The sequence below is a fragment of the Paenibacillus agaridevorans genome (assembly GCF_018604145.1).
Lineage (GTDB): Bacteria > Bacillota > Bacilli > Paenibacillales > Paenibacillaceae > Pristimantibacillus > Pristimantibacillus agaridevorans.
On the sequence record NZ_CP075889.1, the window covers coordinates 7,086,103 to 7,107,500 of the forward strand.

Sequence of the window (21,398 nt, forward strand, 5' to 3'; positions counted from 1 at the left end):
CGGAGTATTCAGACACGCCCTAAGACGGAGAGGAAGATTAAAGAATGGCAAGGAAGACGAAATTATGGGGGATGACGTTAATGGCGTCCCTGTTGTTAATGGCGACACCTCTGCAAGCGGCAATGGGAGCGGCAGAAGGCACCGGACGGGCGGCGGCTGTGCCTGCGTCCGCTGTTAACGGAGCGGGAGTGTCTTATACAGCGGCAGCTGCGACAGTAAAGGCGCAGGCCGTGCAGCCTAAAAAGGAAACGACGGTGCAGGTCAAGACGCAGCCGGTCAGGCTCATCTTCGACGATAAGGAACTGACGCTGCCTAAGGGACAGCACGCTTTTATCCATCAGGGACGGACCTACGTGCCTATCCGTTATCTCTCCTATGCTTTGCTGAAGCAGGTGGGCTGGGATCCCGCAAAAAATCAAGTGACCATCTCGGAGCCCACGGCAGCGGAGCTAGCCGATCTCAAAAAGCAGCTGCTTGCGGCGAGCGGCGGCAAGCCAAGCCAGACGACGCAGACGCTGACCATGAAGGTCAAGGAAGCGACGCTGATCTTTAACGGCAAAGCTAAGGCGCTGCCGGAGGGCCAGTCCCTATTTATTCTCAATGGATCGATCTACGTGCCGTTGCGCTTCCTGGCAGAGTCGCTCGGGACCAAGATTGACTGGGATCCTGCGACAAGAACGGTCAGCGGACAGTCGAAGGCGTACCAGGCGGAGCATGGGGAATCGAACAATGGCGGGAAACCCGGAGAAGGCAATTCCGGCACGGGCGGCGGCGCTCCCGGAGCGGGCAACGGCGGCGGAGGGGGGGCGCCTGGCGGAGGAGCGCCGGCGAACCAGACGTATGCGCAGATTACCTCGGGTGCGGAAACCAAGCTGTACGCTTTGCGTTCGAGCTGCGAATCTACGTTGACGGGAATCGTGCTGAGCTATACCGATACAAGCGAAGCGGGCAAACAGAAGCTAAAAGCGGATATTCAAGCGGCGGTAGCAACTTGTACGGCCAACTTCGAGACCATCATTGCCGACACCTCGGCGGCGTTGACGGCGGGCGGCCACAGCACAGCTATCCTTGCCGAATATCGAATCAAGTTTGAAGAAGAGCTAGAGGCAGGCCGCAAGATTGCGGAATCCATGCTATAGGATACAAAAGAGAAGAGGCTCCCGGGCTTGCAGCCCGGGAGCCTCTCTTGCTGTGTCTGGACTATGTAACCGTTCGGTACTGCTGCGGAGCCGATCGATTCTGCGTCTGACAGGGCATGTATAAGAACTGGGATTGATCAGAATTTAGAAAAGATCCGCTTGCGGCTGTTCTTCCTGACTTTGTACCAGTAATGGCCGTTCTCGTCGCGAAAAATTCTAATACCGATTAGCTTGAGCGGTGTCGTTAATTCGGTGAACATTATATATCCGGACATATCCATCACCTCGCTTACATACTCTCCTAATAATATCAAACTTTTTACCTATTTACTAGGAAAATGTGCTTATTCATATGGGCTAAAACTACTATTTTCTAGTTTTGCGAGAAGCTTGTGTTCTCTCAGGCGACAATGTTGTTCAATCGGTTTGACGAGCGTTGAAGGCCAGCATCGAACCAAGTGTCCATTTGTCAGAAAAAAGGGTTGCAACTCTAGAAAATTGTGGTAACATGGAACTATAAAAGCGAGACACGATAACGGCAAACTTGGCGAAAGCCAGGGACGCAAAGCTATAGGGTCTTCCAATCCATGGATTGATGACAGCCAGCTACCGAATGATTGGGCTTTTTTGTTGTTTATAGGACTTTATCGCACGGCAATAGGTCTTTATTGAACATCATCAGCCAATCATACGCCGCGGACGTTTCGCGGAGTGTTCAAAAAGTTCGGTTTTCAGCTCCGAGACTACCTCTAAAGCTTCACACGATAATGGCAAACCTGTCGAAAGGCAGGGACGCAAAGCTATAGGGCCTTCTAAACAGATGGCAGCCTGGCCACCGAAGGGAGTTTTTTGTTATGCGTAAATTCATTATGATGGTTGTATCGGTATTCGTGCTGTTTACATCGGTACAAGCTGTATCGGCCGATGATGCAGGTGCCGCTTGGCTGGACACGTCGGCATTGGCACAAGGCATTGTCAAGGTAACCTATGACGTAAAGCCGAAGGTCAAGATGAAAGTCATGATCGCGAAGGGCAAAGAAAACTATACGTATAGTCTGGCTACAGGCCGCGTAACGGAGACTCTCCCGCTGCAACTGGGAAATGGCGATTACAAGATCATGCTTCTGGAGAACATCTCGGGCACCTCGTATAAAGCGGTTAAGCAACAAGCGGTTAAGCTGAACCTCAAGGATGAGAAGGTCGTGTACCTTAATTCCGTTCAAAATGTAAGCTGGACAAGCACCAGCCAAGCCATTGCGAAAGCGAAGGAGCTGGCCAAGGGCAAAACGACGGATGAAGAAAAAGCGAAAGCCGTATACAACTACATCATCGCAAATATCGCGTATGACAAGGTTCTGGCGGACACCGTCACTTCCGACTACCTGCCGAGCATCGACAAGACGCTTGCTTCGAAGAAGGCGATCTGCTACGGATACGCTTCGACATACGCGGCAATGCTGAGAAGCCTTGATATTCCGACCAAGCTGGTCATGGGCGATTCCGATTATGTAGACGTCTACCACGCATGGAACGAGGTTTATCTTAACGGCAAGTGGGTCATCGTGGATACGACAGTGGACGCAGGCATTAAGCAAAGCAACAAAGCGACCGTATTTGCAAAGGACGCAACCAAGTATACGAAAACCAAACAGTACTAATATATAGGTTCATAAGAAGAAGGAGACTCGCGAAGCGGGTCTCTTTTTTTGCAGTGTGCGCCTAGCCAGCTACCCGCTTGGAGAAAAGATCAATCGGATTGGATGTATTGCTCATAGGCAACCAAAGGCAGCCTCCCTGATAATGAAGGGGATTGCTGGACTCCGCCAATTGAAAGCGCTTCACTTATGGAAGCGGCTTTACGGCCTTTTTGCTGAATTTGGCGGATTGTCAACATAAGGATGAGAGGAGGGAAGAAGGGGGAGTGATTCTCAAAATGAGGGGTAACAGATTGAAAAAATCAGATCCGAGGTGAATGTCATGGTTAATTTCCAAACAACGTATTTCCCAGTTAAGCTTCTGCGTTTATTGTTCGTTCTTACGTTTCTTACTGCCTCGATCATCCCTGCAGGGATGGTGCGAATCGCTAGCGCTGCTCCAGTGGATGAATGGAACTGGACAGATCCTTTTAACCGGGCGGATAGTAACGATGTAGGCAATGGCTGGACCGAATTGCGCGGCGATTGGTCACTTAAGGGAAACGCGCTTCAGTCGGATAATGGTCCGAACGAGATGGTGATTGCCCAGACCGGTCAGGAACTGGGGAGAACGTTCACCATCGAGGCAACGTTGCGCAACACGGAATCCCGGTGGAACGGTATTGCATTCAATATCGCCGACAACGGAGACGGTACGCAGAACTACTATGCCCTGCGGATGGTGACGTACCCCAATCAACGTCCAGGAGTCTGGCAGCTGCTCCGAGTTACGCGCTCCACGGTGAACAACGAGAGCCTGATTGCGACGGGAGCAATCCCTGTCGTGACGGGCAAGGACTATAAATTTCGAGTCTCGTCGTTTGCTTACGGTGTGGTGAACCTCGCGATACTTGACGGTCAGAACGAATTCATTACCCGCTCGGTGGCGACACCTCTTAACAAGCATCTCATAGGCGGATACGCGGGTTTCTATTCGGAGTCAGGAAAATTGCAGGTTCAAGACATCCGCCTCACATCTTCGACCGAGCCCGCCGTAGCGCCCAACTGGCTGGACGGTTTCGACCGGGCTAATAGTAGCGTTGTAGGCAATGGCTGGACCGAGTTGCGCGGCGACTGGTCAATTCAAGGAAACGCGCTTCAGTCGGATAGCGGTCCGAACGAGATGGTGATTGCCCAGACCGATCTGGAGCTGGGGAAGTCGTTTGCCGTCGAGGCAACGTTGCGCAACACCGAATCCCGGTGGAACGGTATCGCATTCAATATCTCCGACAATGGCGACGGTACGCAGAACTACTATGCCCTGCGGATGGTGACGTACCCGGATCAACGTCCGGGAGTCTGGCAGCTACTGCAAGTTGCAAACTCCGCGGTTAACGGCGAAAGCCTGATCGCGATGGGAACAATTCCCGCCGTGACGGGTAAGTACTATACTTTCCGGATTTCATCGCCCTCTTATGGATTGGTGAATCTTGATATATATGACGGTGAAAACAAATTGCTTGTCCGCTCGGAGGTCACGCCCCTGGACAAGCTTCTCGTAGGCGGATATGCGGGTTTCTATTCGGAATCGGGAAAATTGCAAGTTGATGACATTCGCATCACAAATTCGGCCGAGCCCGCTGTGGCGCCTGTATCGGGGCCGCTGGTATGGACTCCGGCTGCGGGGACAGGAGAGCCGTACCAACTGCCAACCGGTCAGGAAACCATCGTGGATAAAAGCCTGGTCGATATGACATGGGCCGGGCATCCGGTCGGATATTCCTTGCTCACTCATGGCAATGACCAGTATGTCGCCTACTATAACGCCGATCGTCAAATGGTGATCGCGCATCGCAAGCTTGACGAGGACGTCTGGGTCCGGCAGCCGCTGGATACGTTCGTCGGATGGGACAGCCACAACTATGTCACCATGGCGCTCGACCGGACTGGCCAACTCCATGTGTCGGGCAATATGCACAATGTGCCGCTTATCTATTTTCGAACGACAACCCCGGGTGATGTGACGACGCTCACTCGAATCCTGAACATGGTCAATCCGGCCAAGGAATGGCAGATGACTTATCCCACCTTTTTGAGTGCCGCTGACGGCAGCTTGATTTTCCGGTACCGCTTTGGACTAAGCGGCAATGGCGTAGATCTTTACAATATCTACGATGAGGAAACGCAACAATGGCGAGGGCTTCTCGACCAGCCGCTGCATGACGGAGAGGGCCTGCGTAATGCTTACGTCGATTCTCCCAGGCTCGGCCCGGATGGCTATTACCATGTGGTATGGGTTTGGAGGGATAATGGCAATGCCGCGACCAACCAGCGACTGTCTTATGCGAGAAGCCAGGATCTCGTTCATTGGGAGAAGAGCGACGGAACTCCGCTTACACTGCCGATTACGTATTCGACCGGCGAAGCGATCGACTCGATTCCCATGAACGGAGGGATTATCAACGGCAGCAACATGGTCGGGTTTGATGCGCAGGGCCGGGTGCTAGTTAGCTATCACAAGTACGACCCGTTTGGAAATACGCAAATTTATATTGCGCGGCTCACGAATACGGGCTGGGAAATCAACCAAATCAGCGACTGGACAGGACGATGGAATATTTGGGGACATGGAACCCTTCTTCTCGAAGTGACCCTCGGTCGTGTCTCGTTGCTTCCGGACAACAACCTTCGATTGGATTTCAGCGTTCATGGCGTAAAGCGTACTTGGGTTTTGAACCCGGACAATCTGCATCCGATCGCCGAGCTCGACACGCCGCAACTGCCTAGTGAATTTACCGAGGTCCGTTCGGATTTCCCGTCCATGGAGGTTCGGTGGAGTACGGATCTTGGATCGTCAGGAAATGAGCACGAGCGTTATATGCTGCGACGGGAAAGCCTGCCGTCCAATCAGGATCAACCGCGCAATCCTCCGTTACCTGGGCCAGTACCGCTCGAAGTGTATCGCCTGAGTTCGAATCCGAATGCAATTTCTATCAATCGAAATGGCGATTTCGCTAACGAATTGGAGTAATGATCTATTGGATTGGATGTATTGCTCATAGGCAGCCAAGGGCGGCGTCCGTGATAATGAAGGGGGATCGCAGGATTCCGCCATAATGCCAATACATGTGGGAGGTTGCGTAAATGAAGTTCAGAGCAAAGAGAAAGATGGGGTTGCTGCTTACGATGGCGCTCATGCTGTCCAGTGCGGTGGCTTGCAGCAACAATGGCAAGGGGGCTAATGAGCCGAGTCCTTCTGCGCCAACAAACTCGCAGCAGTCGAGTGCGCCGTCGGAGACGAAAGGCGAAGAAGCGAGCACATATCCGCTGCAATCGGATGCCGTATTGACGTATTGGGCACCGCTTAACGCTAATCTCACGAGCTTGAAATCCAACTATGGCGAGGTGCCCTTCTATCAGGAATTGCAGAAGAGGACAGGCGTTAAGCTGGAATTCACCAATCCTCCGGTCGGACAGGAGCAGGAAACATTTAACGTGCTGCTGGCATCGGGACAATTGCCTGACATGATGGAATGGGACTGGCGCATGTTCCCGGGAGGGCCGGAGAAAGCGATCGATGACGGGTATATTCTCGCCCTTAACGAGTTGATCGACCAGTATGCTCCGAACTTGAAGAAGTACTTGGCCGAACATCCGGAAGTAGATAAGCAGATTAAATCGGATAGCGGAAAGTATTATGCCTTCCCATTTATAAGAGGTGACGATTCGCTGAAAGTGTATCAGGGACCGATCATACGCAAGGACTGGCTGGATGAGCTAGGTCTGCCCGTACCGGTTACGATTGAGGACTGGCATAAGACGCTGACGGCGTTCAAAGAAAAAAAAGGCGCGACGTCGCCGCTGTCCATGTATAGCTTCCTCTTTACGAACGGGGCGTTCGTCGGCGCCTGGGGTGTGACACAAGGCTTCTACCTGGAGAATGGACAAGTTAAATACGGCCCGATGGAACAAGGATACAAGGAATTTCTGACCACAATGCGTCAATGGTACAAAGAAGGGCTGCTTGACAAAAACTTCGCTACGCTGGATGGCAAGGCGCTTGATGCGAATATAACGACGGGAGGCTCGGGAGCAACGGTCATGAATGCCGGCAGCGGCATTGGCAAATGGCTGGAACCGCTGAAGAAGAACGCCCCCAACGCGGAACTCGTTGCCGCCCCCTATCCCGTTCTTAAGGCCGGCGACAAGCCTAAGTTCGGACAGAAGGATTTTTCGTATGCTTCGGCGAACTCGGTCGCGATCAACGCCAAATCGAAGAACGCCGTACTGGCGGTGCAGATGCTCGACTACGGCTATAGTGAAGAAGGGCATACCTTCTTCAACTTCGGCAACGAGAATGAGAGCCATACGCTTGTCAACGGAGAGCCGGCATATACGGATCTGATCATGAAAAACCCGGATCAACTGGCGACGGCCCAAGCGATTTCGATGTATACGCACGCGAATCATAACGGCCCTTTTGTTCAGGATAAGCTTTATATCCAGCAGTTCTATACGTTGCCGCAGCAGAAGGATGCCATTCACATCTGGCAGACGGACGCGGAGAAATATATGTTGCCGCCGATTTCGCCGACGCAGAGCGAAAGCGCCGAGTTCGCGGCTATTATGAACGACGTGAATACGCTCGTGTCCGAAACGTCGCTCAAGATGATGATGGGCGCGGAGTCGATCGACTCGTTCGATCGTCTAGTCGAGCAGCTAAAATCGTTGAAAATCGATCGTGCGATTGAAATTCAGAGTGAAGCCTTGACCAGATATCAGATGCGCTAACAAGAAAGACTCCGCGTCGTAAGTCGTTAAAGTCTGCGGGTTCAGGTGAGCAAGTTCATCTGGACTCGCGGAGTGACGCGCTATGGATACGGAGCAAAGCATAATCTTGCACGAGCTGGGAGTTGAACAGTGGCATGGAGAGCAAACGCGTCGTCCGCGTTAACCCAACGGCCAACAGAGGCATAAGAGCCGTATCTTTATTCGCCAAGGACTTTGCAACTAACAAAACCTTATATGTCATGATGGTTCCCGTTATCGTCTATTATTTCGTCTTTCATTATGCGCCTATGTACGGGGCGGTTATTGCTTTCAAGAATTTCTCCCCCATGAATGGAATTCTGGGGAGCGACTGGGTCGGATTCGCTCATTTCGACAATTTTTTCAATAGTTATTACTTCTGGAGGATTGTTGGCAATACGCTGATCATCAGCCTGTATTCCTTGATATTCGAGTTCCCGATGCCAATCCTGTTGGCACTCATGATCAATGAGCTGCGCAATCATCGCTTTAAGAAGTTCGTGCAGACGATCACTTATATGCCGTTTTTCATCTCCATGGTGGTCATTTGCGGGATGATAAAAGATTTTACGAATACGGACGGCGTAATTAATGTCCTCTATACGCAGTTGTTCGGCGGCGACGGCCAAGCGCTGTTGCAGAAACCGGATTTGTTTCGCCCTATTTATATTTTATCGGAAATTTGGCAGCGGATCGGCTGGGAATCCATTATTTATCTTGCAGCCCTGATGAGTATTGATCCGGAGCAGTATGAGGCAGCCAAGCTGGATGGAGCTTCGAGATTAAGACAAATTTGGCATGTGACGCTGCCGGGAATATTGCCGATTATGGTCATCATGTTCATTCTGCGCGTCGGGAATATGATGAACGTTGGCTTCGAAAAAATAATACTGCTATACAATCCGATTACTTACGAGAAGGCCGACGTCATTTCATCCTTCGTGTATCGCAAAGGTTTGCTTGAATTCAGTTGGAGCTTCAGCACAGCGGTCGGTCTATTCAATTCGGTTATCAATTTAGCATTGCTGGTATTGGCCAATCGAATCAGCCGCAAGATTAACGGAAACAGCCTATGGTAGTGCGGAGGGAGATTAGATGAAGATTAGAATGGGGCCGGGCGAGCGTCTCTTTGAAATCGGTATATATGCGTCGCTTGTACTGCTGGTCATTGTCACGCTGTATCCTCTGTTGCATGTGTTGTTCGCATCCGTTAGCGAGGCGAGTCAACTGATCAAACATCGCGGCATTTTGTTGCAACCGCTTGGCTTTAATCTAAATGCTTACCTTAGCGTGTTGAAGAACCCTTTTATTCAATCCGGGTATATGAACACGGCGTTTATCGTCGTGGCCGGCGTCTTGTTCAATATGGCTATGACCATATTGGGCGCCTTCGTGTTGTCGCGCAAAAAAGTGCTGTGGAATAAGTTTTTTATTTTTACTATTATTTTTACGATGTTCTTCCAGGGAGGGTTAATCCCGCTTTATTTGATTGTCAAGGGAGTGGGGCTGATCGACTCGCTCTGGGCCGTCATCGTGCCGTTCGCGATCAGTACCTTTAATCTTATCGTGCTGCGAACCTCGTTCGCCGCACTGCCAGATGCGTTGGAGGAGTCGGCGAAGATGGACGGAGCCGGCCACTTTCTTATTCTGACTCGCATCGTGCTGCCGTTGTCCATGCCTGTGCTCGCGGTCATTACGTTGTATTATGCGGTGGAGAAATGGAACAGTTGGTTCTACGCCTCTATCTTCCTGAAAGACAATGAGCTGTTTCCGCTGCAATTGATATTGAGACAAATTCTGATCGCTAACGCGACGGATGAGATGTCGGCAGGCGGAGCTGTCGGCGATCATTATCAGATCGGCGAGACAATCAAATACGCGACGATTATGGTTGCCACGATCCCGATCCTGTGCGTGTACCCTTTTCTTCAGAGGTATTTCGTGAAAGGTGTCATGGTCGGTGCGCTAAAGGGCTGATTCTTCTCCTGCCGTCGACTTGAATTATGCTATATTATAGGCACTGTTATTTGAACGCAGGAGTTGAAGCCCGGTGATCGGCAAATTACTCAGCAAACGCAAAAGCATCCTTATAACCTGGTTATTGTCGTATCTTGCCGTATTATTTGTTCCCATTGGCCTTAGCATCCTCATCTACTTCGAAGCGGACCGGGTGCTGAAGAGCGAGGTTCACCGGGCGAATGATACGTTGCTGAGGCAAGTGCAGGAAGTCATGGACAAGCAGATAGAGGAAATCAATCGGTTATACGTAGAAATTTTGTGGGATGCCAAGATGCAAAGCCTGATGTATTCCAATCGTCCGGAGAACGAGAAGCTGTATCTGATTTACGAGATTACGAAGAAATTCAACTGGTTCAAAACGGTGTTTGCGAACGTGAGTAAATTTTATGTGTATTGGAAAGAGGGAGACGGGGTACTGCTGCCGGGAACGATGCAGGACAGCCGCTTGGCGTACGAGGTGCTCCATAACGACGATGAATTCGGCTATGCGGCCTGGCTGTCGTTGCTTGAGCGGGAAGACCATAACGGGTTTCATACGCTCCCGACCATGGAGGACAGGAACAGCCGCAAATCGCTTGCTTATATTAGCCCAATGCCTCAAGGACAAAACAAACATATAATCGGCAGCGTCGTCATTATGCTGGATTCGGCGCGTCTGCTGCAAATGATACAGAACGTCCAAAGCTATAACGGCGGTCAAATTTTCATTCTGAACGGCGCGGACGAGGTATTGATATCCAATTCGGATATGGGGGAAGATCGGCTGTCGTTTCTGAACCGTTTGGCTGGCGATAAAGCCTTCTTCCACGATGCGTATCGCGGCGGTTCGGAAATTATGTACGTTCGTTCGGAGACGGCGGATCTGAAATACGTGTCGGTCATTCCGAGACGATTCGTATGGGAAAAGGTAGAGCATGTGCGCACCTTTACCTATGTAAGTATTGTCGTCAGCCTGCTGGGCGGCTCCGTCCTTACGCTTATCTTTTTACGCAAAAATTACATGCCCGTCAAACGTCTTGTCCGAACGTTCGCGGTTCAGCAAGAGGTCTTGGAGGAACAGCCAGTCAATGAATTTCAGTATATCCAGCGGATGGTATCCAGCGCGCTTAGCGAGAAGGAGCAGTTCAGCTTAAAGCTGCGCATGCACAATCAGTTGATGAAATCCAATACGCTAGTGCGGCTTCTCAAGGGGAAAGCAGAGGGGGCGCTCTCGCTGGAGGACGCGCTGACGAGCTTCGATATCTCGTTTCGGTCCGATCTTTATAGCGTCCTGTTATTGTATTTCGAAGACGAGGAACCATTTTTCGCGCGAATTAAGGGCGATAACTTGAATGAGAAATATCGCCTGCGCCAATTTATCGTGACCAATGTCGTACAGGAAATTACGAGTCGTCAGCATCAGGGCTTCGTGACGGATATCGATGAAGGAATGGCCTGTCTCATCAACTATGAGGAGAATGCCTTGCGGCTGCGCGATGATCGTCTGCGGATGGCCGAGGAAATCGAGCAGTTTCTGTTGCGCGAGTTTCGGATCAAGTTGATTATCGCCGTCAGCAGCATTCAGACTTCGATTAACGGAATCGCATACGCCTATCAAGAAGCAAAGGATGCGCTGGAGTATTCGATCGTTACCGGCAAAAGAGAAACTGTACTGTACGATCAGCTTCATCAGGAAATGCGGCCGGAGACGGGAGCCGGCTATTATTATCCGCTTCAGGTGGAGCAGCAGTTGATCAACTATATGAAACTGGGCGATTATGCCAAATCCAGAGAAGTGCTTGATGAAATCAAGAACAAAAATTTTGGGGATCTGGCGGGTTCGGTCCACATCATCAAATGTCTTCTATATAATCTGGTCAGCACGATGATCAAGGCGGTTAACGAAAGCGACGGGGTAGGAGACAGCTTCTTCGTCAACAACTCCAAGCGGATCGATGCCATTATGCAAGGCGAGACGATTCAGGGGATGTATGACAAGCTATGCGAGCTGCTGCAGGAAATATGCGCCGACCTCAAGGCGAAGCGGGAGCTGCAGGCCCAACATGCCCGCAATCATTCGCTCGAGGAACGGATCAAAGAAGTCGCACGTTATGTCGAAATGAACTACGACGATATTCACTTGAATATCTCGACCATCGGCGAGCATTTTCATATGAAGGCATCCTACCTGTCCAAGCTGTTCAAGGATCAAACGTCGGAAGGACTGCTTGAATTCATTAATAAAGTACGAATTGAACGAGCGAAGGAAATCATAGCCGATGAAGGGATCGCCATTGGGGAAGTGGCTGGAAGAGTGGGCTTTAGCGAGGCGGCGACCTTCATCCGGATATTCAAAAAGTATGAAAGGATTACGCCAGGCCAATATAAGGAGCTAACGATGAACCGTCAGGGCGATCTTCCCTGACGGTTTTTCTTTGCGTTAAAACCGGATTCGGGGGCGCAATAAGGGGCAAATCGCGAAAAGAGAGTAGCATCTCAAAAAAAGCGTGTGCCCCAAAAAAGGATATGGCGTAGCGCCGTAAAAAGTGGCGATTTCAATAGCGGGCGATGCCGTGCTAGTTTAAAGGTGCAGGTTAGCCACTAACCATTTAAACCGAAAGGAGACTCGCATGAAAATGAATATACCGCAACCGACGGGACTGCCTGCCGAAGCCGGAATGCCCGCAAGGAAAAAATCGTCGTTTTGGAAGCAAGTTTCACGAAATCGCTTTCTTTATATGTTGCTTGTGCCTGTAGCCATTTATCTGCTCGTGTTTAAATACGCTCCCATGTTCGGCGAGATTATCGCGTTTAAAAATTATCGTCTGGCCGACGGCATTTGGAACAGCCCTTGGGTCGGCTTCGAACAGTTCGAGAAGCTGTTTGCGAGCCGGGAGTTCTACGTCGTGCTTAAAAACACGCTTTTGCTGAACCTGTATCACCTTCTATTCGCGTTTCCCGTGCCGATTCTGCTGGCCATCCTGTTAAACGAGGTCCGCGTGGAGTGGTACAAGAGGACGCTGCAAAATTTGCTGTACATTCCCCATTTCATTTCTTGGGTCGTGCTGGGCAGCATCGTGATCGCGTTACTGTCGCCGTCCACGGGGTTCGTCAACTATTTGCTCAAGGGCTTCGGGCTGGAGCCGATCTACTTTATGGCCGACAAGCTTTGGTGGCCCGTCAGCTTTATCGTCTCCGGCATATGGAAGGAAGCCGGCTTCGGCACGATCCTGTATTTGGCCGCCATGGCTTCTATCGATCCGACGTTATATGAAGCTGCAAAAATAGACGGGGCAAGCAAGCTGCGGCAAACCTGGCATGTGACGCTCCCCGGTATTCGCAGCACGATCGCGATTCTGCTCATTTTGCAAGTAGGCAAAATGATGGATGTCGGCTTCGAGCAGGTGTATGCGCTTCGCAATGACGCCGTGACAAGCGTGGCGGAGGTCATCAGCACCTTCGTGTATACGAGAGGCCTGGTGAATTTGCAGTACAGCTATACGACGGCTCTCGGACTGTTCCAATCGCTGATTGCCTTGATTCTGGTCGTATCGGTTAACCGGATCATCAAGGCGATGGGAGAGAGGGGCCTATGGTGAGAAGGACGACAGGAGGTAACCGGACATGAAAGAAGCAAGCTCCTCGCCAGCCTGGTTTCGATGGCTCAACTATATTTTCCTTGCGTTATGCGCTTATGCGACTTTGTTTCCCTTCATCAATATTATCGCGACGTCCTTTAGCAGCAGCAGGGCGATCAACGCGGGCGAAGTGTTTATGTGGCCGATCGAATTTAATCTCGACGCCTACAACAATTTGATTCGGGACGGTCAACTGATCGTCGCCATGAAGAATACGGTCATCATTACGGTCGTGGGCACCGCGCTTAATATGCTGTTTACGATTATGGCGGCTTATCCGCTGTCCAAGGCTAGGCTGAAAGGCAAGAATGTCATGCTGATGGCGATTCTGTTTACGATGCTGTTCAGCGGCGGGCTTATCCCGAACTTCCTGCTCGTCAATACGCTTGGCCTTGTCAACTCTTACTGGGCACTGTGGCTCCCCGCGCTTATTAGCGCCTACAACATGTTTGTTATGAAATCGTTCCTGGAGGGGTTGCCGGAGGAGCTGGAGGAATCCGCGGCTATCGACGGAGCGAGCGAGTTTACGATTCTGTGGCGAATTATTCTGCCGTTGTCGAAGCCGGTCATCGCGGCTCTAACGCTGTTCTATGCGGTCGGCTGGTGGAACTCCTATATGAACGTGCTGATCTATATCCGGAGCACGGATAAATTGTCGCTTATGGTGAAGCTGTACCAGATGATCGATTTGGTCAGCACGGAGCTGCTGCGCGGGGAAGGCGTCCTGCAAGCGGTCATAACGCCGGAGAGCATCCGGGCGGCGGCGGTCGTGTTTGCCATCGTGCCGATCCTGTGCGTCTATCCGTTCCTGCAGAAACATTTTATCAAGGGCGTTCTGCTGGGGTCGATCAAAGGTTGATAGGTTTAGCGTTTCCACAAGATATCAAATGCGCCCTCGAAGCGCGTTCTGATATAATTTAAAAACAGTTAACAGGAGGTCAAGTATGGATCAAAAAGGGAAGCAATACTTAAAGGGCAGATTGCTGCTGATTCTCGTCGTTATGGTGATGGTTGTCGTATCCGCTTGTTCGAACGGCGCAAACGGTTCGGGCAACAAAGGAAACGGCAATAAGGCCGGTCAGGAAAGCCAGGCGCCTTCAGACAATGGAGGGGCGGAGAAGGACCCGTATGAAGGTCTGCCTAAAAAGATCAGCATTTCCACCTTTGATCGGGGTCAGGTATCCAGCGACGAAGGCACGTATGAGGATAACCGTTGGGTCAAGTGGATTCGCGAGCAATCCGGCATCGACGTATCGATCGTGCCCGTGCCGCGCAATCAGGCGCAGGACGCGCTTAACGTGTTGTTTGCGTCCGGCGGCGCTCCCGATCTGGTGTGGGAGTATGACCGCGCGTATATCGGCAAGCTGGTGACACAAGGCGTCATTCAACCTATTGGAGAATATATCGAGAAGTACAGCACGTCATACAAAAAATATTTGGAAGAACATCCCGAGCTGCTCCCTTACTTGACGTTCGACGGCGAGATCTATGCCGTATCCACGGAACGTCCGTTGTTCGCGGTTGCCAATCACGGCGTCTGGATTCGGCAGGATTGGCTGGATGAGCTGAAGCTCGATCAGCCGACAACCGTCGAGGAGTTGATCGCGGTTGCCAAGGCGTTTAAGGAACGATATCCGGACAGCACGCCGATCGTAGGCCATACCACGAGCGATATCTACTCGGCCATCTATGGCGCCATGAACTTCCAATGGTACCTGGAGGACGGCAAGATGCAATACGGAGCTACGCTGGATCGGTTCGCCGATGTGATCGGGCTGGAGAAGCAGCTTTATGAGTTGGGGCTTGTAGACAAGGAGTATCTGACCGATAGCAACAATCAGCGCGCCAGCCAGCTCTGGACGACAGGCAAAGCGGGCATTTACCTCGGGCAATGGGGAAGAGGCTCGAACGATATTATGATCAAGGATATGCTGTCCAACGTGCCGACGGCGAATCCGGTGCCGCTGGAGATGGTCGCTTCCCAGTATGGCAAGTACGGCGCTTATCAGGAAGCTCCGCCTAATATTTTCGTAGCTTTCAATAAAGATATGAAAAATCCGAAAGCGGCGATCGAATATTTGGACTGGCTGATCGACGGAGGCTGGTATCCGCTTGTCAATGGCGAGGAAGGCGTCCATTATGAAAAGATCAACGACGTTCCGAAGCAGCTTGACAGCGATAAGTTTAACAAAGAAGTGCTATACGCCGGCGAATACGCGGTCGTAAGAGATCAAGTGACCAAAGCCGAGGACCTGCTTGCGCTTGCTCCCGACGACGAGCAGTCCCAGCGTATCGCCAAGCTGAACATGGCATCGCTCGAGATCGCCATGAAAAACGAGTTCCGCAGGGACATCCCGTATCAGCCAAGCTTCGACAAGATTAACGAGATCCGTTCGACGCTGGATACGTTTATCCGGGAGACGCGCGCAACCGCCGTAACCCAAGGGTCGAAATATACGGGACAGTGGGCGCTCGAGGAGATCCGCAAGGAATGGGAGCGTCTGGGCGGCAAGGAAGCGGATGAGCTTGCGCAGAAGTGGTACGAAGAGAACAAGGCAAGCTTCTAAAAGGACGGAAGTCTGAATGAGGTTGACTTATAAGGGGGAACAGGCATGAACGTGACCAAAAATCGGAGGCTTGTGAAAGCGATCGGCGTTTTGTCCATCGTCCTGTTCCTCCTTGTATCGACTTCATTCTTTTTCACCTATTCGGTATTCAATAAACAATTGAAACGGCAATTGGTCGATACGAATATGGAGCTGCTGGGCCAAGTCGACCATAAGCTCGAGCTGACGCTTAAGCATATTGACAAGTCGACGATTCAGCTGCTCAAGAACGATGAAGTCATCCGTTTCTTTGACAAGGATCTGGATGAGCAGGCAAGCCAAAATAATGCGTTTCGCATTTCCAATCTGATTGCGAACGCGATCAACAGCATGGATAATATTTTCACAATCGACTTGTATTCTTATGGGAAACAACGGCTTGTCACGGGGAATGTGCTGACGGAGGAGGAGCTGTCGAACGACTTTCGCTGGATTACCGGGTTCGAGCAATTTGACGGTTTCTATGAATGGATGTCGACGCGCAAGGTGCTCATCAACCGTTCCAGCTATCCCGTTTATCGCGACGTCGTGACGCTGGTGCGCACCTATCCGCTTATCCATTCGCCGGGGACGAGAAGAGGGGCCGTTGCGGTTAACGTCAAGGAGGATGCGTTGTACGGCCTGATTCGGAATACGGCCGATGCCGATGGCGGGCAGACCTTCGTGGTCGACCGGGAAGGCGTCGTGGTGCTTCATTCGGACCATAATAAGGTAGGCAAGGACATCAGCGAGTTTTCCTATATAAGCCGTATGCTGAAATCCGAGGGGGACACGGGTCATTTCACAGCCGATGTGGAACAGACGCTGTCCTCCGTCTTCTATGTCAAAGACGATTATACGGGCTGGTATATCGTCCGCTCCGTGCCGGAGTCGCAGTTTACCCGTCCGCTCATCCTGTTCCGCAACGTATTGTTCCTGCTCGCGGTTGTCTTGTTTGTTGTCGCTACGGTATCGGCCGCAGTGATCGGCCGCTGGACGTTCAAGCCGATGAATCGGTTCGTCCAGGCGATGCGGCAGCAATTGTCGGCTCCCGCCAAGCCGGGAGGACGCAAGTACAACGACGAATTCCATTATTTCGAATCGACGGTGCAGCATATTCTGGAGGACAGGGAGCAGTTGCACAAGCAGGTTGTGGAAAGCAAGCCGCTCGTCAAGTGGCAGTTAATGACGGAGCTGCTGTCGGGCGGACCGAAAAACTTGTCGGCGATTCAGCCTTATATGGATACGCTGAATATCCGCCTCCATGCGCAGCGCTTCGTCGTGATGAGCATCGAGTTCGACAACAAGGGGCAGATTGCTTCCGCGCGCGACTTGAAGCTGTATGCCTACGCGCTTTGCAACGTGGCCGAGGAGCTGATGAACGCGGAAGGCCAAGGCATCGCTTGCGATCTCGACAAGGGCAAATGCGTGGTCATTATGAGCTTCGGCGACGACGAGGATCGGGAACGGCATGCCATCCGGGCCGTGGCCGTGGCGGATATGTTAAAGGAATTCGTCCAGGAATATCTTGGACGGACGATCAGCATCGGTATCGGGGATGTTGTGGAGATGCTCGAGGAGATACCGACATCCTACAAGCAATCGTTGGAAGCGCTCCGGTATAAGCTGGTCATGGGCGGCAACTCCATTATAACGAGAGAAGATATATCGGCGGACCCGTCGCCCCAATTCTACAAGCTGTTCGCCATGACCGACGGAATCGTCGCTTCGGTAAAGCTGCCGGACGCCGACAAGATGCGCGGGCAGGTTCGCAAGTGGTTCGAATCGTTTGCGGAGCAGGGAGTACCGCCGGAATTGATCATGCAGCTTGTCGTGCAGTGCCTGATGAAGACCGCGACCGCCGCGGCCGAAATCGGCGTCGATACGGAAGGCATTTTCCCGGAGCAATATTTGGTCGAAATGCTGAATCAGTACGAGCGGCTGGAGCAACTAGAAAAATTTACGGTTGGCGCGCTGGACAGCTTTATCGAACGAATTCGCGAGAAACGGGGCAGCAGGGAACGCAACGATACGATCGATAAAGCCAAACAGTACATTCAGGAGCATTATATGCGCAGCGATATGTCGCTCAATTTGCTTGCCGGCGAATTTCATCTTAGTATCTCGCATTTGAGCAAGCTGTTTAAGGAACAGATGGAGTGCAATTTTATCGATTATTTAATGGAGGTTCGCATGAATCAGGCCAAAGAGCTGCTGGCCGGAACGGAAGACAAGATCCGCGACATCGCGGAGCAAGTCGGCTACTCCAACGTCAACAGCTTTGTACGGATCTTCAAGAAAATGACGGGGCTGACGCCGACGGAATTCAGGGAACGGTCCAAAGGTTGACGCGGGGGATGGAGTAGCGGGACGGACTGCGGGCGGATGCCAAAGAAGAGGCGGGAGCAGTCGGGTGACTGACGCGGATGAAACGTAGGGATGGCTTGCGGGTGGATGACGAAGAAGTAACGTGAACAGTCGGGAGGCTGAACGCGGAGGGAACAGAGGGGTACCTGCGGGCTGGCGTAGACGGGGAACCGGAAGGGACTCCAGGTTGGTGCGGCAGCCTGCGGGTGGCTAGTTGCACGGAAAGGTTGGTGATATCGACATGTTTACACTGCGCGAAACGATAGATGCCGCAACGGGCGTCAGCATAAGATCCATAGGGGCAAGCGGTGTCGACACGGGCCACCATTATTTCACTGCCATGTCCTGGATGTCGGACAGCCGGCATATCGTGGTTTGCACGGATATCGACGGGGACAAAATGGGCGTTTACGTCAAAGCGGATACCACGGATGGCTCGGGAGAAATCATCGTCGATCGGCTGGAGTGGGGCCGGGGCCTCATATCTGACGGTGATCGGTTCTATTATTACGCAGGTCCGGACATTTACGAGCTGGATCTGGTTTCCGGCCGGAGCCGCACCGTCTGCCGCCTGGATCCGGAGGCTGTCGTATACGGTCCGCTGTCGATTACGAAAGATGGCAGTACGATGGGCATTTACTGGCGGGCTGGCGGGCAATGGGTTATCGGTACGGTCGACGTGGAGACGGGACGCGTGAGGGAGGTGGCGACTCCGGGCTTCGCGGAACCCTACCCGATAGCCAATCATGCCATGATCAGTCCGGAGGATCGAAATCTGTTGTTCTTCGCTCATGAGGGTCAGACCGAATATATTCCGGACCGGATTTATATGGCGGACGTTCGGAGCGGCGAGTTCCGCTGCGGCTTCGGGCAGAAGCGGATGGGAACCGGCGAGCTCGGAGAATACGTCGGTCATGAGATGTGGGCGCCGGACGGCAGGCAGCTGTACTTTGTGAAATATCCGCACAGCCCGCTAAAGCCAACCGGCATTTACCGCGTGGACGCGCGGAACGGCGAGGCGGAATTCGTGAACGGCGACTATCGTTATTGGCATGTAGCGGTAAGTCCCGATGGCCGATGGGCGGTCGCGGATACGACGGAAGAGGAGGAAATCAGCAAGATTGTTCTAATCGATCTGGCAAGTCGTTCCTCCAGACTTCTGTGCGAAATTCCGATGTGGAGGCAACATCCGGGGCATCCTCATCCTTCCTTTAGTCCGGACAGCCGCAAAATCAGTTTTACGCTGGCGGACGAGGAGCGGAAGCTGCGGGTAGGCATCATCGATATAGCGGAATAGAGAACCAGTAATCATTAAACCAGACTGACATTTGGATGCCTCCAAGTAATATGAAAGTTATACTATTAAGAGGCAGGCTCGGAAGGAGACTCGCTGGCGAAGCGGGTCTCTTTCTTTGAAATGATAGGAAAGTATATGATTTTGAGTCGTTTGCAGGGCTTGAAATAGGATACCTTGGAAGCGAGTTAATCCCGGGGTCCAAGCGCCCTGATCGAGACGGCTTGTTTATGGAGCTCTCAGATGCAGATTAGTTTGCGCAGTTTATGCCAATAGAACGTCTGCGTGCTGGGCGCGAATTAGAGGCGGATGGCAGTGCTGGAGTTCTGGCGTGTTGGAGTGCCGGAGTGCTGTTGCTGGAGTTCAGGAGTTATGGGTGTGTTGGAGTGCTGGAGTGCTGTTGCTGGAGTTATGGAGTGTTGGATTGCCGGAATGTTGGAGTGCTGATGCCAGTGTGCGCCCTTGGCTATTTTCACAAACGATACAACAATTGAGCTAAAATACACAATTAAGATGAGGGAAGAGCCATTTATCCGTACATTTGTACATATATACACAAATACTGGTTCAAAGAGGTCTCGAACGACGATAGGAAGCGATAATTTGTGTATTTTCGTACAATTTGCTTTACAGGGGGCCCCATTGTCTAAAAAATTGGGGATAAATGCACAATTGTGCATGTGTAGAGAGGCTGATTCTTCGAACCATGCCATGTACAGCCCCGGCCAAACTCGAACTCAAAGAAAGTCGGAATGGTTTGTCCCTGACGGTATTTAAACATATGAGAGATACCCGACAATCCCCCAGCTATAATTGGCGATGAAAAGACCTTTTGCGTGCGGTACTGTTTGGCTTGCATAGTTGCAGGTCGCACATTCCGGAAGTATTCCGACAGCAGTTTTTCGCGTTAAAATCGGATTCTATAATTTAATTAAAAATAGTGCTTGCAATCCACTAGGCGTTCGTGATATATTATTTCTTGTCGCCGCGAGAGATTGACGCCGGCAACGAAAGAAAAGATTGTTCTTTGAAAACTGAACAACGAGCGAAACTGCCCGATACAATCGCAAGATTGAATCGAATAACAAACTTTCGAAATTGGCTTGTCCAAGGAGGAAGTTTGGATAGCAACAACGTAATGAGCAAGTCAAACACCTTAATGGAGAGTTTGATCCTGGCTCAGGACGAACGCTGGCGGCGTGCCTAATACATGCAAGTCGAGCGGAGTTGATGAGGTGCTTGCACCTCAGATGCTTAGCGGCGGACGGGTGAGTAACACGTAGGTAACCTGCCCGACAGACCGGGATAACATTCGGAAACGAATGCTAATACCGGATACGCGATTTGGTCGCATGGCCGAATCGGGAAAGACGGAGCAATCTGTCACTGTTGGATGGACCTGCGGCGCATTAGCTAGTTGGTGAGGTAACGGCTCACCAAGGCGACGATGCGTAGCCGACCTGAGAGGGTGATCGGCCACACTGGGACTGAGACACGGCCCAGACTCCTACGGGAGGCAGCAGTAGGGAATCTTCCGCAATGGGCGAAAGCCTGACGGAGCAACGCCGCGTGAGTGATGAAGGTTTTCGGATCGTAAAGCTCTGTTGCCAGGGAAGAACGCTTGGGAGAGTAACTGCTCCCAAGGTGACGGTACCTGAGAAGAAAGCCCCGGCTAACTACGTGCCAGCAGCCGCGGTAATACGTAGGGGGCAAGCGTTGTCCGGAATTATTGGGCGTAAAGCGCGCGCAGGCGGTTCATTAAGTCTGGTGTTTAAGGCTGGGGCTCAACCCTGGTTCGCACTGGAAACTGGTGGACTTGAGTGCAGAAGAGGAAAGTGGAATTCCACGTGTAGCGGTGAAATGCGTAGAGATGTGGAGGAACACCAGTGGCGAAGGCGACTTTCTGGGCTGTAACTGACGCTGAGGCGCGAAAG

Annotated in this window: 12 protein-coding genes, 1 rRNA gene and 2 riboswitches (1 of these 15 running past the window's edge); all 13 genes read left to right on the plus strand. The window is 51.8% G+C overall.

Annotation, left to right across the window (positions count from 1 at the left end):
* Positions 1 to 44 precede the first annotated feature (44 nt).
* Positions 45 to 1,139: a stalk domain-containing protein gene (locus KJW29_RS28515; RefSeq protein ID WP_214627193.1), complete on the plus strand. Its 1,095-nt coding sequence runs from the start codon at positions 45 to 47 to the stop codon at positions 1,137 to 1,139.
* Positions 1,140 to 1,666: 527 nt separating this feature from the next.
* Positions 1,667 to 1,753: riboswitch (cyclic di-GMP riboswitch) on the plus strand.
* A gap of 145 nt (positions 1,754 to 1,898) precedes the next feature.
* Positions 1,899 to 1,979: riboswitch (cyclic di-GMP riboswitch) on the plus strand.
* A gap of 14 nt (positions 1,980 to 1,993) precedes the next feature.
* Positions 1,994 to 2,797, plus strand: coding sequence for a transglutaminase-like domain-containing protein (locus KJW29_RS28520; RefSeq protein WP_214627194.1), 804 nt, complete (start codon positions 1,994 to 1,996; stop codon positions 2,795 to 2,797).
* A 319-nt stretch (positions 2,798 to 3,116) separates the two neighbouring features.
* Positions 3,117 to 5,804, plus strand: coding sequence for a BNR repeat-containing protein (locus tag KJW29_RS28525; protein WP_214627195.1), 2,688 nt, complete (start codon positions 3,117 to 3,119; stop codon positions 5,802 to 5,804).
* 113 nt (positions 5,805 to 5,917) lie between these two features.
* Entirely contained in the window at positions 5,918 to 7,564 is a 1,647-nt protein-coding gene (locus KJW29_RS28530; protein ID WP_214627196.1) for an extracellular solute-binding protein, read from the plus strand.
* A gap of 239 nt (positions 7,565 to 7,803) precedes the next feature.
* Positions 7,804 to 8,661 carry an ABC transporter permease gene (locus KJW29_RS28535; RefSeq protein ID WP_425517583.1) on the plus strand — a complete coding sequence of 286 codons (858 nt, stop codon included), beginning with the start codon at positions 7,804 to 7,806 and terminating at the stop codon, positions 8,659 to 8,661.
* 16 nt (positions 8,662 to 8,677) lie between these two features.
* A complete protein-coding gene (locus KJW29_RS28540) occupies positions 8,678 to 9,559 on the plus strand; it encodes a carbohydrate ABC transporter permease (protein WP_214627198.1) in 882 nt (293 codons plus the stop codon).
* A gap of 73 nt (positions 9,560 to 9,632) precedes the next feature.
* Positions 9,633 to 12,005 carry a helix-turn-helix domain-containing protein gene (locus KJW29_RS28545; protein WP_214627199.1) on the plus strand — a complete coding sequence of 791 codons (2,373 nt, stop codon included), beginning with the start codon at positions 9,633 to 9,635 and terminating at the stop codon, positions 12,003 to 12,005.
* A gap of 211 nt (positions 12,006 to 12,216) precedes the next feature.
* Complete coding sequence (locus KJW29_RS28550; RefSeq protein WP_246608421.1) at positions 12,217 to 13,179, plus strand: ABC transporter permease; 963 nt, start codon at positions 12,217 to 12,219, stop codon at positions 13,177 to 13,179.
* Positions 13,180 to 13,204: 25 nt separating this feature from the next.
* Complete coding sequence (locus KJW29_RS28555; RefSeq protein ID WP_187103183.1) at positions 13,205 to 14,077, plus strand: carbohydrate ABC transporter permease; 873 nt, start codon at positions 13,205 to 13,207, stop codon at positions 14,075 to 14,077.
* Between the two features lie 85 nt (positions 14,078 to 14,162).
* Complete coding sequence (locus tag KJW29_RS28560; RefSeq protein ID WP_214627200.1) at positions 14,163 to 15,785, plus strand: extracellular solute-binding protein; 1,623 nt, start codon at positions 14,163 to 14,165, stop codon at positions 15,783 to 15,785.
* A 45-nt stretch (positions 15,786 to 15,830) separates the two neighbouring features.
* Positions 15,831 to 18,152 carry a helix-turn-helix domain-containing protein gene (locus tag KJW29_RS28565; protein WP_214627201.1) on the plus strand — a complete coding sequence of 774 codons (2,322 nt, stop codon included), beginning with the start codon at positions 15,831 to 15,833 and terminating at the stop codon, positions 18,150 to 18,152.
* A gap of 259 nt (positions 18,153 to 18,411) precedes the next feature.
* Positions 18,412 to 19,467 carry a TolB family protein gene (locus tag KJW29_RS28570; protein WP_214627202.1) on the plus strand — a complete coding sequence of 352 codons (1,056 nt, stop codon included), beginning with the start codon at positions 18,412 to 18,414 and terminating at the stop codon, positions 19,465 to 19,467.
* A 1,153-nt stretch (positions 19,468 to 20,620) separates the two neighbouring features.
* A 16S ribosomal RNA gene (locus KJW29_RS28575) occupies positions 20,621 to 21,398 on the plus strand; it runs 777 nt beyond the window's last position.

What these genes read in the sequence shown, in the direction of transcription:
- KJW29_RS28515 (WP_214627193.1), top strand. Translation starts at nt 45, where the DNA reads ATGGCAAGGAAGACGAAATTATGGGGGATGACGTTAATGGCGTCCCTG.
- KJW29_RS28520 (WP_214627194.1), top strand. Translation starts at nt 1,994, where the DNA reads ATGCGTAAATTCATTATGATGGTTGTATCGGTATTCGTGCTGTTTACA.
- KJW29_RS28525 (WP_214627195.1), top strand. Translation starts at nt 3,117, where the DNA reads ATGGTTAATTTCCAAACAACGTATTTCCCAGTTAAGCTTCTGCGTTTA.
- KJW29_RS28530 (WP_214627196.1), top strand. Translation starts at nt 5,918, where the DNA reads ATGAAGTTCAGAGCAAAGAGAAAGATGGGGTTGCTGCTTACGATGGCG.
- KJW29_RS28535 (WP_425517583.1), top strand. Translation starts at nt 7,804, where the DNA reads ATGATGGTTCCCGTTATCGTCTATTATTTCGTCTTTCATTATGCGCCT.
- KJW29_RS28540 (WP_214627198.1), top strand. Translation starts at nt 8,678, where the DNA reads ATGAAGATTAGAATGGGGCCGGGCGAGCGTCTCTTTGAAATCGGTATA.
- KJW29_RS28550 (WP_246608421.1), top strand. Translation starts at nt 12,217, where the DNA reads ATGAATATACCGCAACCGACGGGACTGCCTGCCGAAGCCGGAATGCCC.
- KJW29_RS28555 (WP_187103183.1), top strand. Translation starts at nt 13,205, where the DNA reads ATGAAAGAAGCAAGCTCCTCGCCAGCCTGGTTTCGATGGCTCAACTAT.
- KJW29_RS28560 (WP_214627200.1), top strand. Translation starts at nt 14,163, where the DNA reads ATGGATCAAAAAGGGAAGCAATACTTAAAGGGCAGATTGCTGCTGATT.
- KJW29_RS28565 (WP_214627201.1), top strand. Translation starts at nt 15,831, where the DNA reads ATGAACGTGACCAAAAATCGGAGGCTTGTGAAAGCGATCGGCGTTTTG.
- KJW29_RS28570 (WP_214627202.1), top strand. Translation starts at nt 18,412, where the DNA reads ATGTTTACACTGCGCGAAACGATAGATGCCGCAACGGGCGTCAGCATA.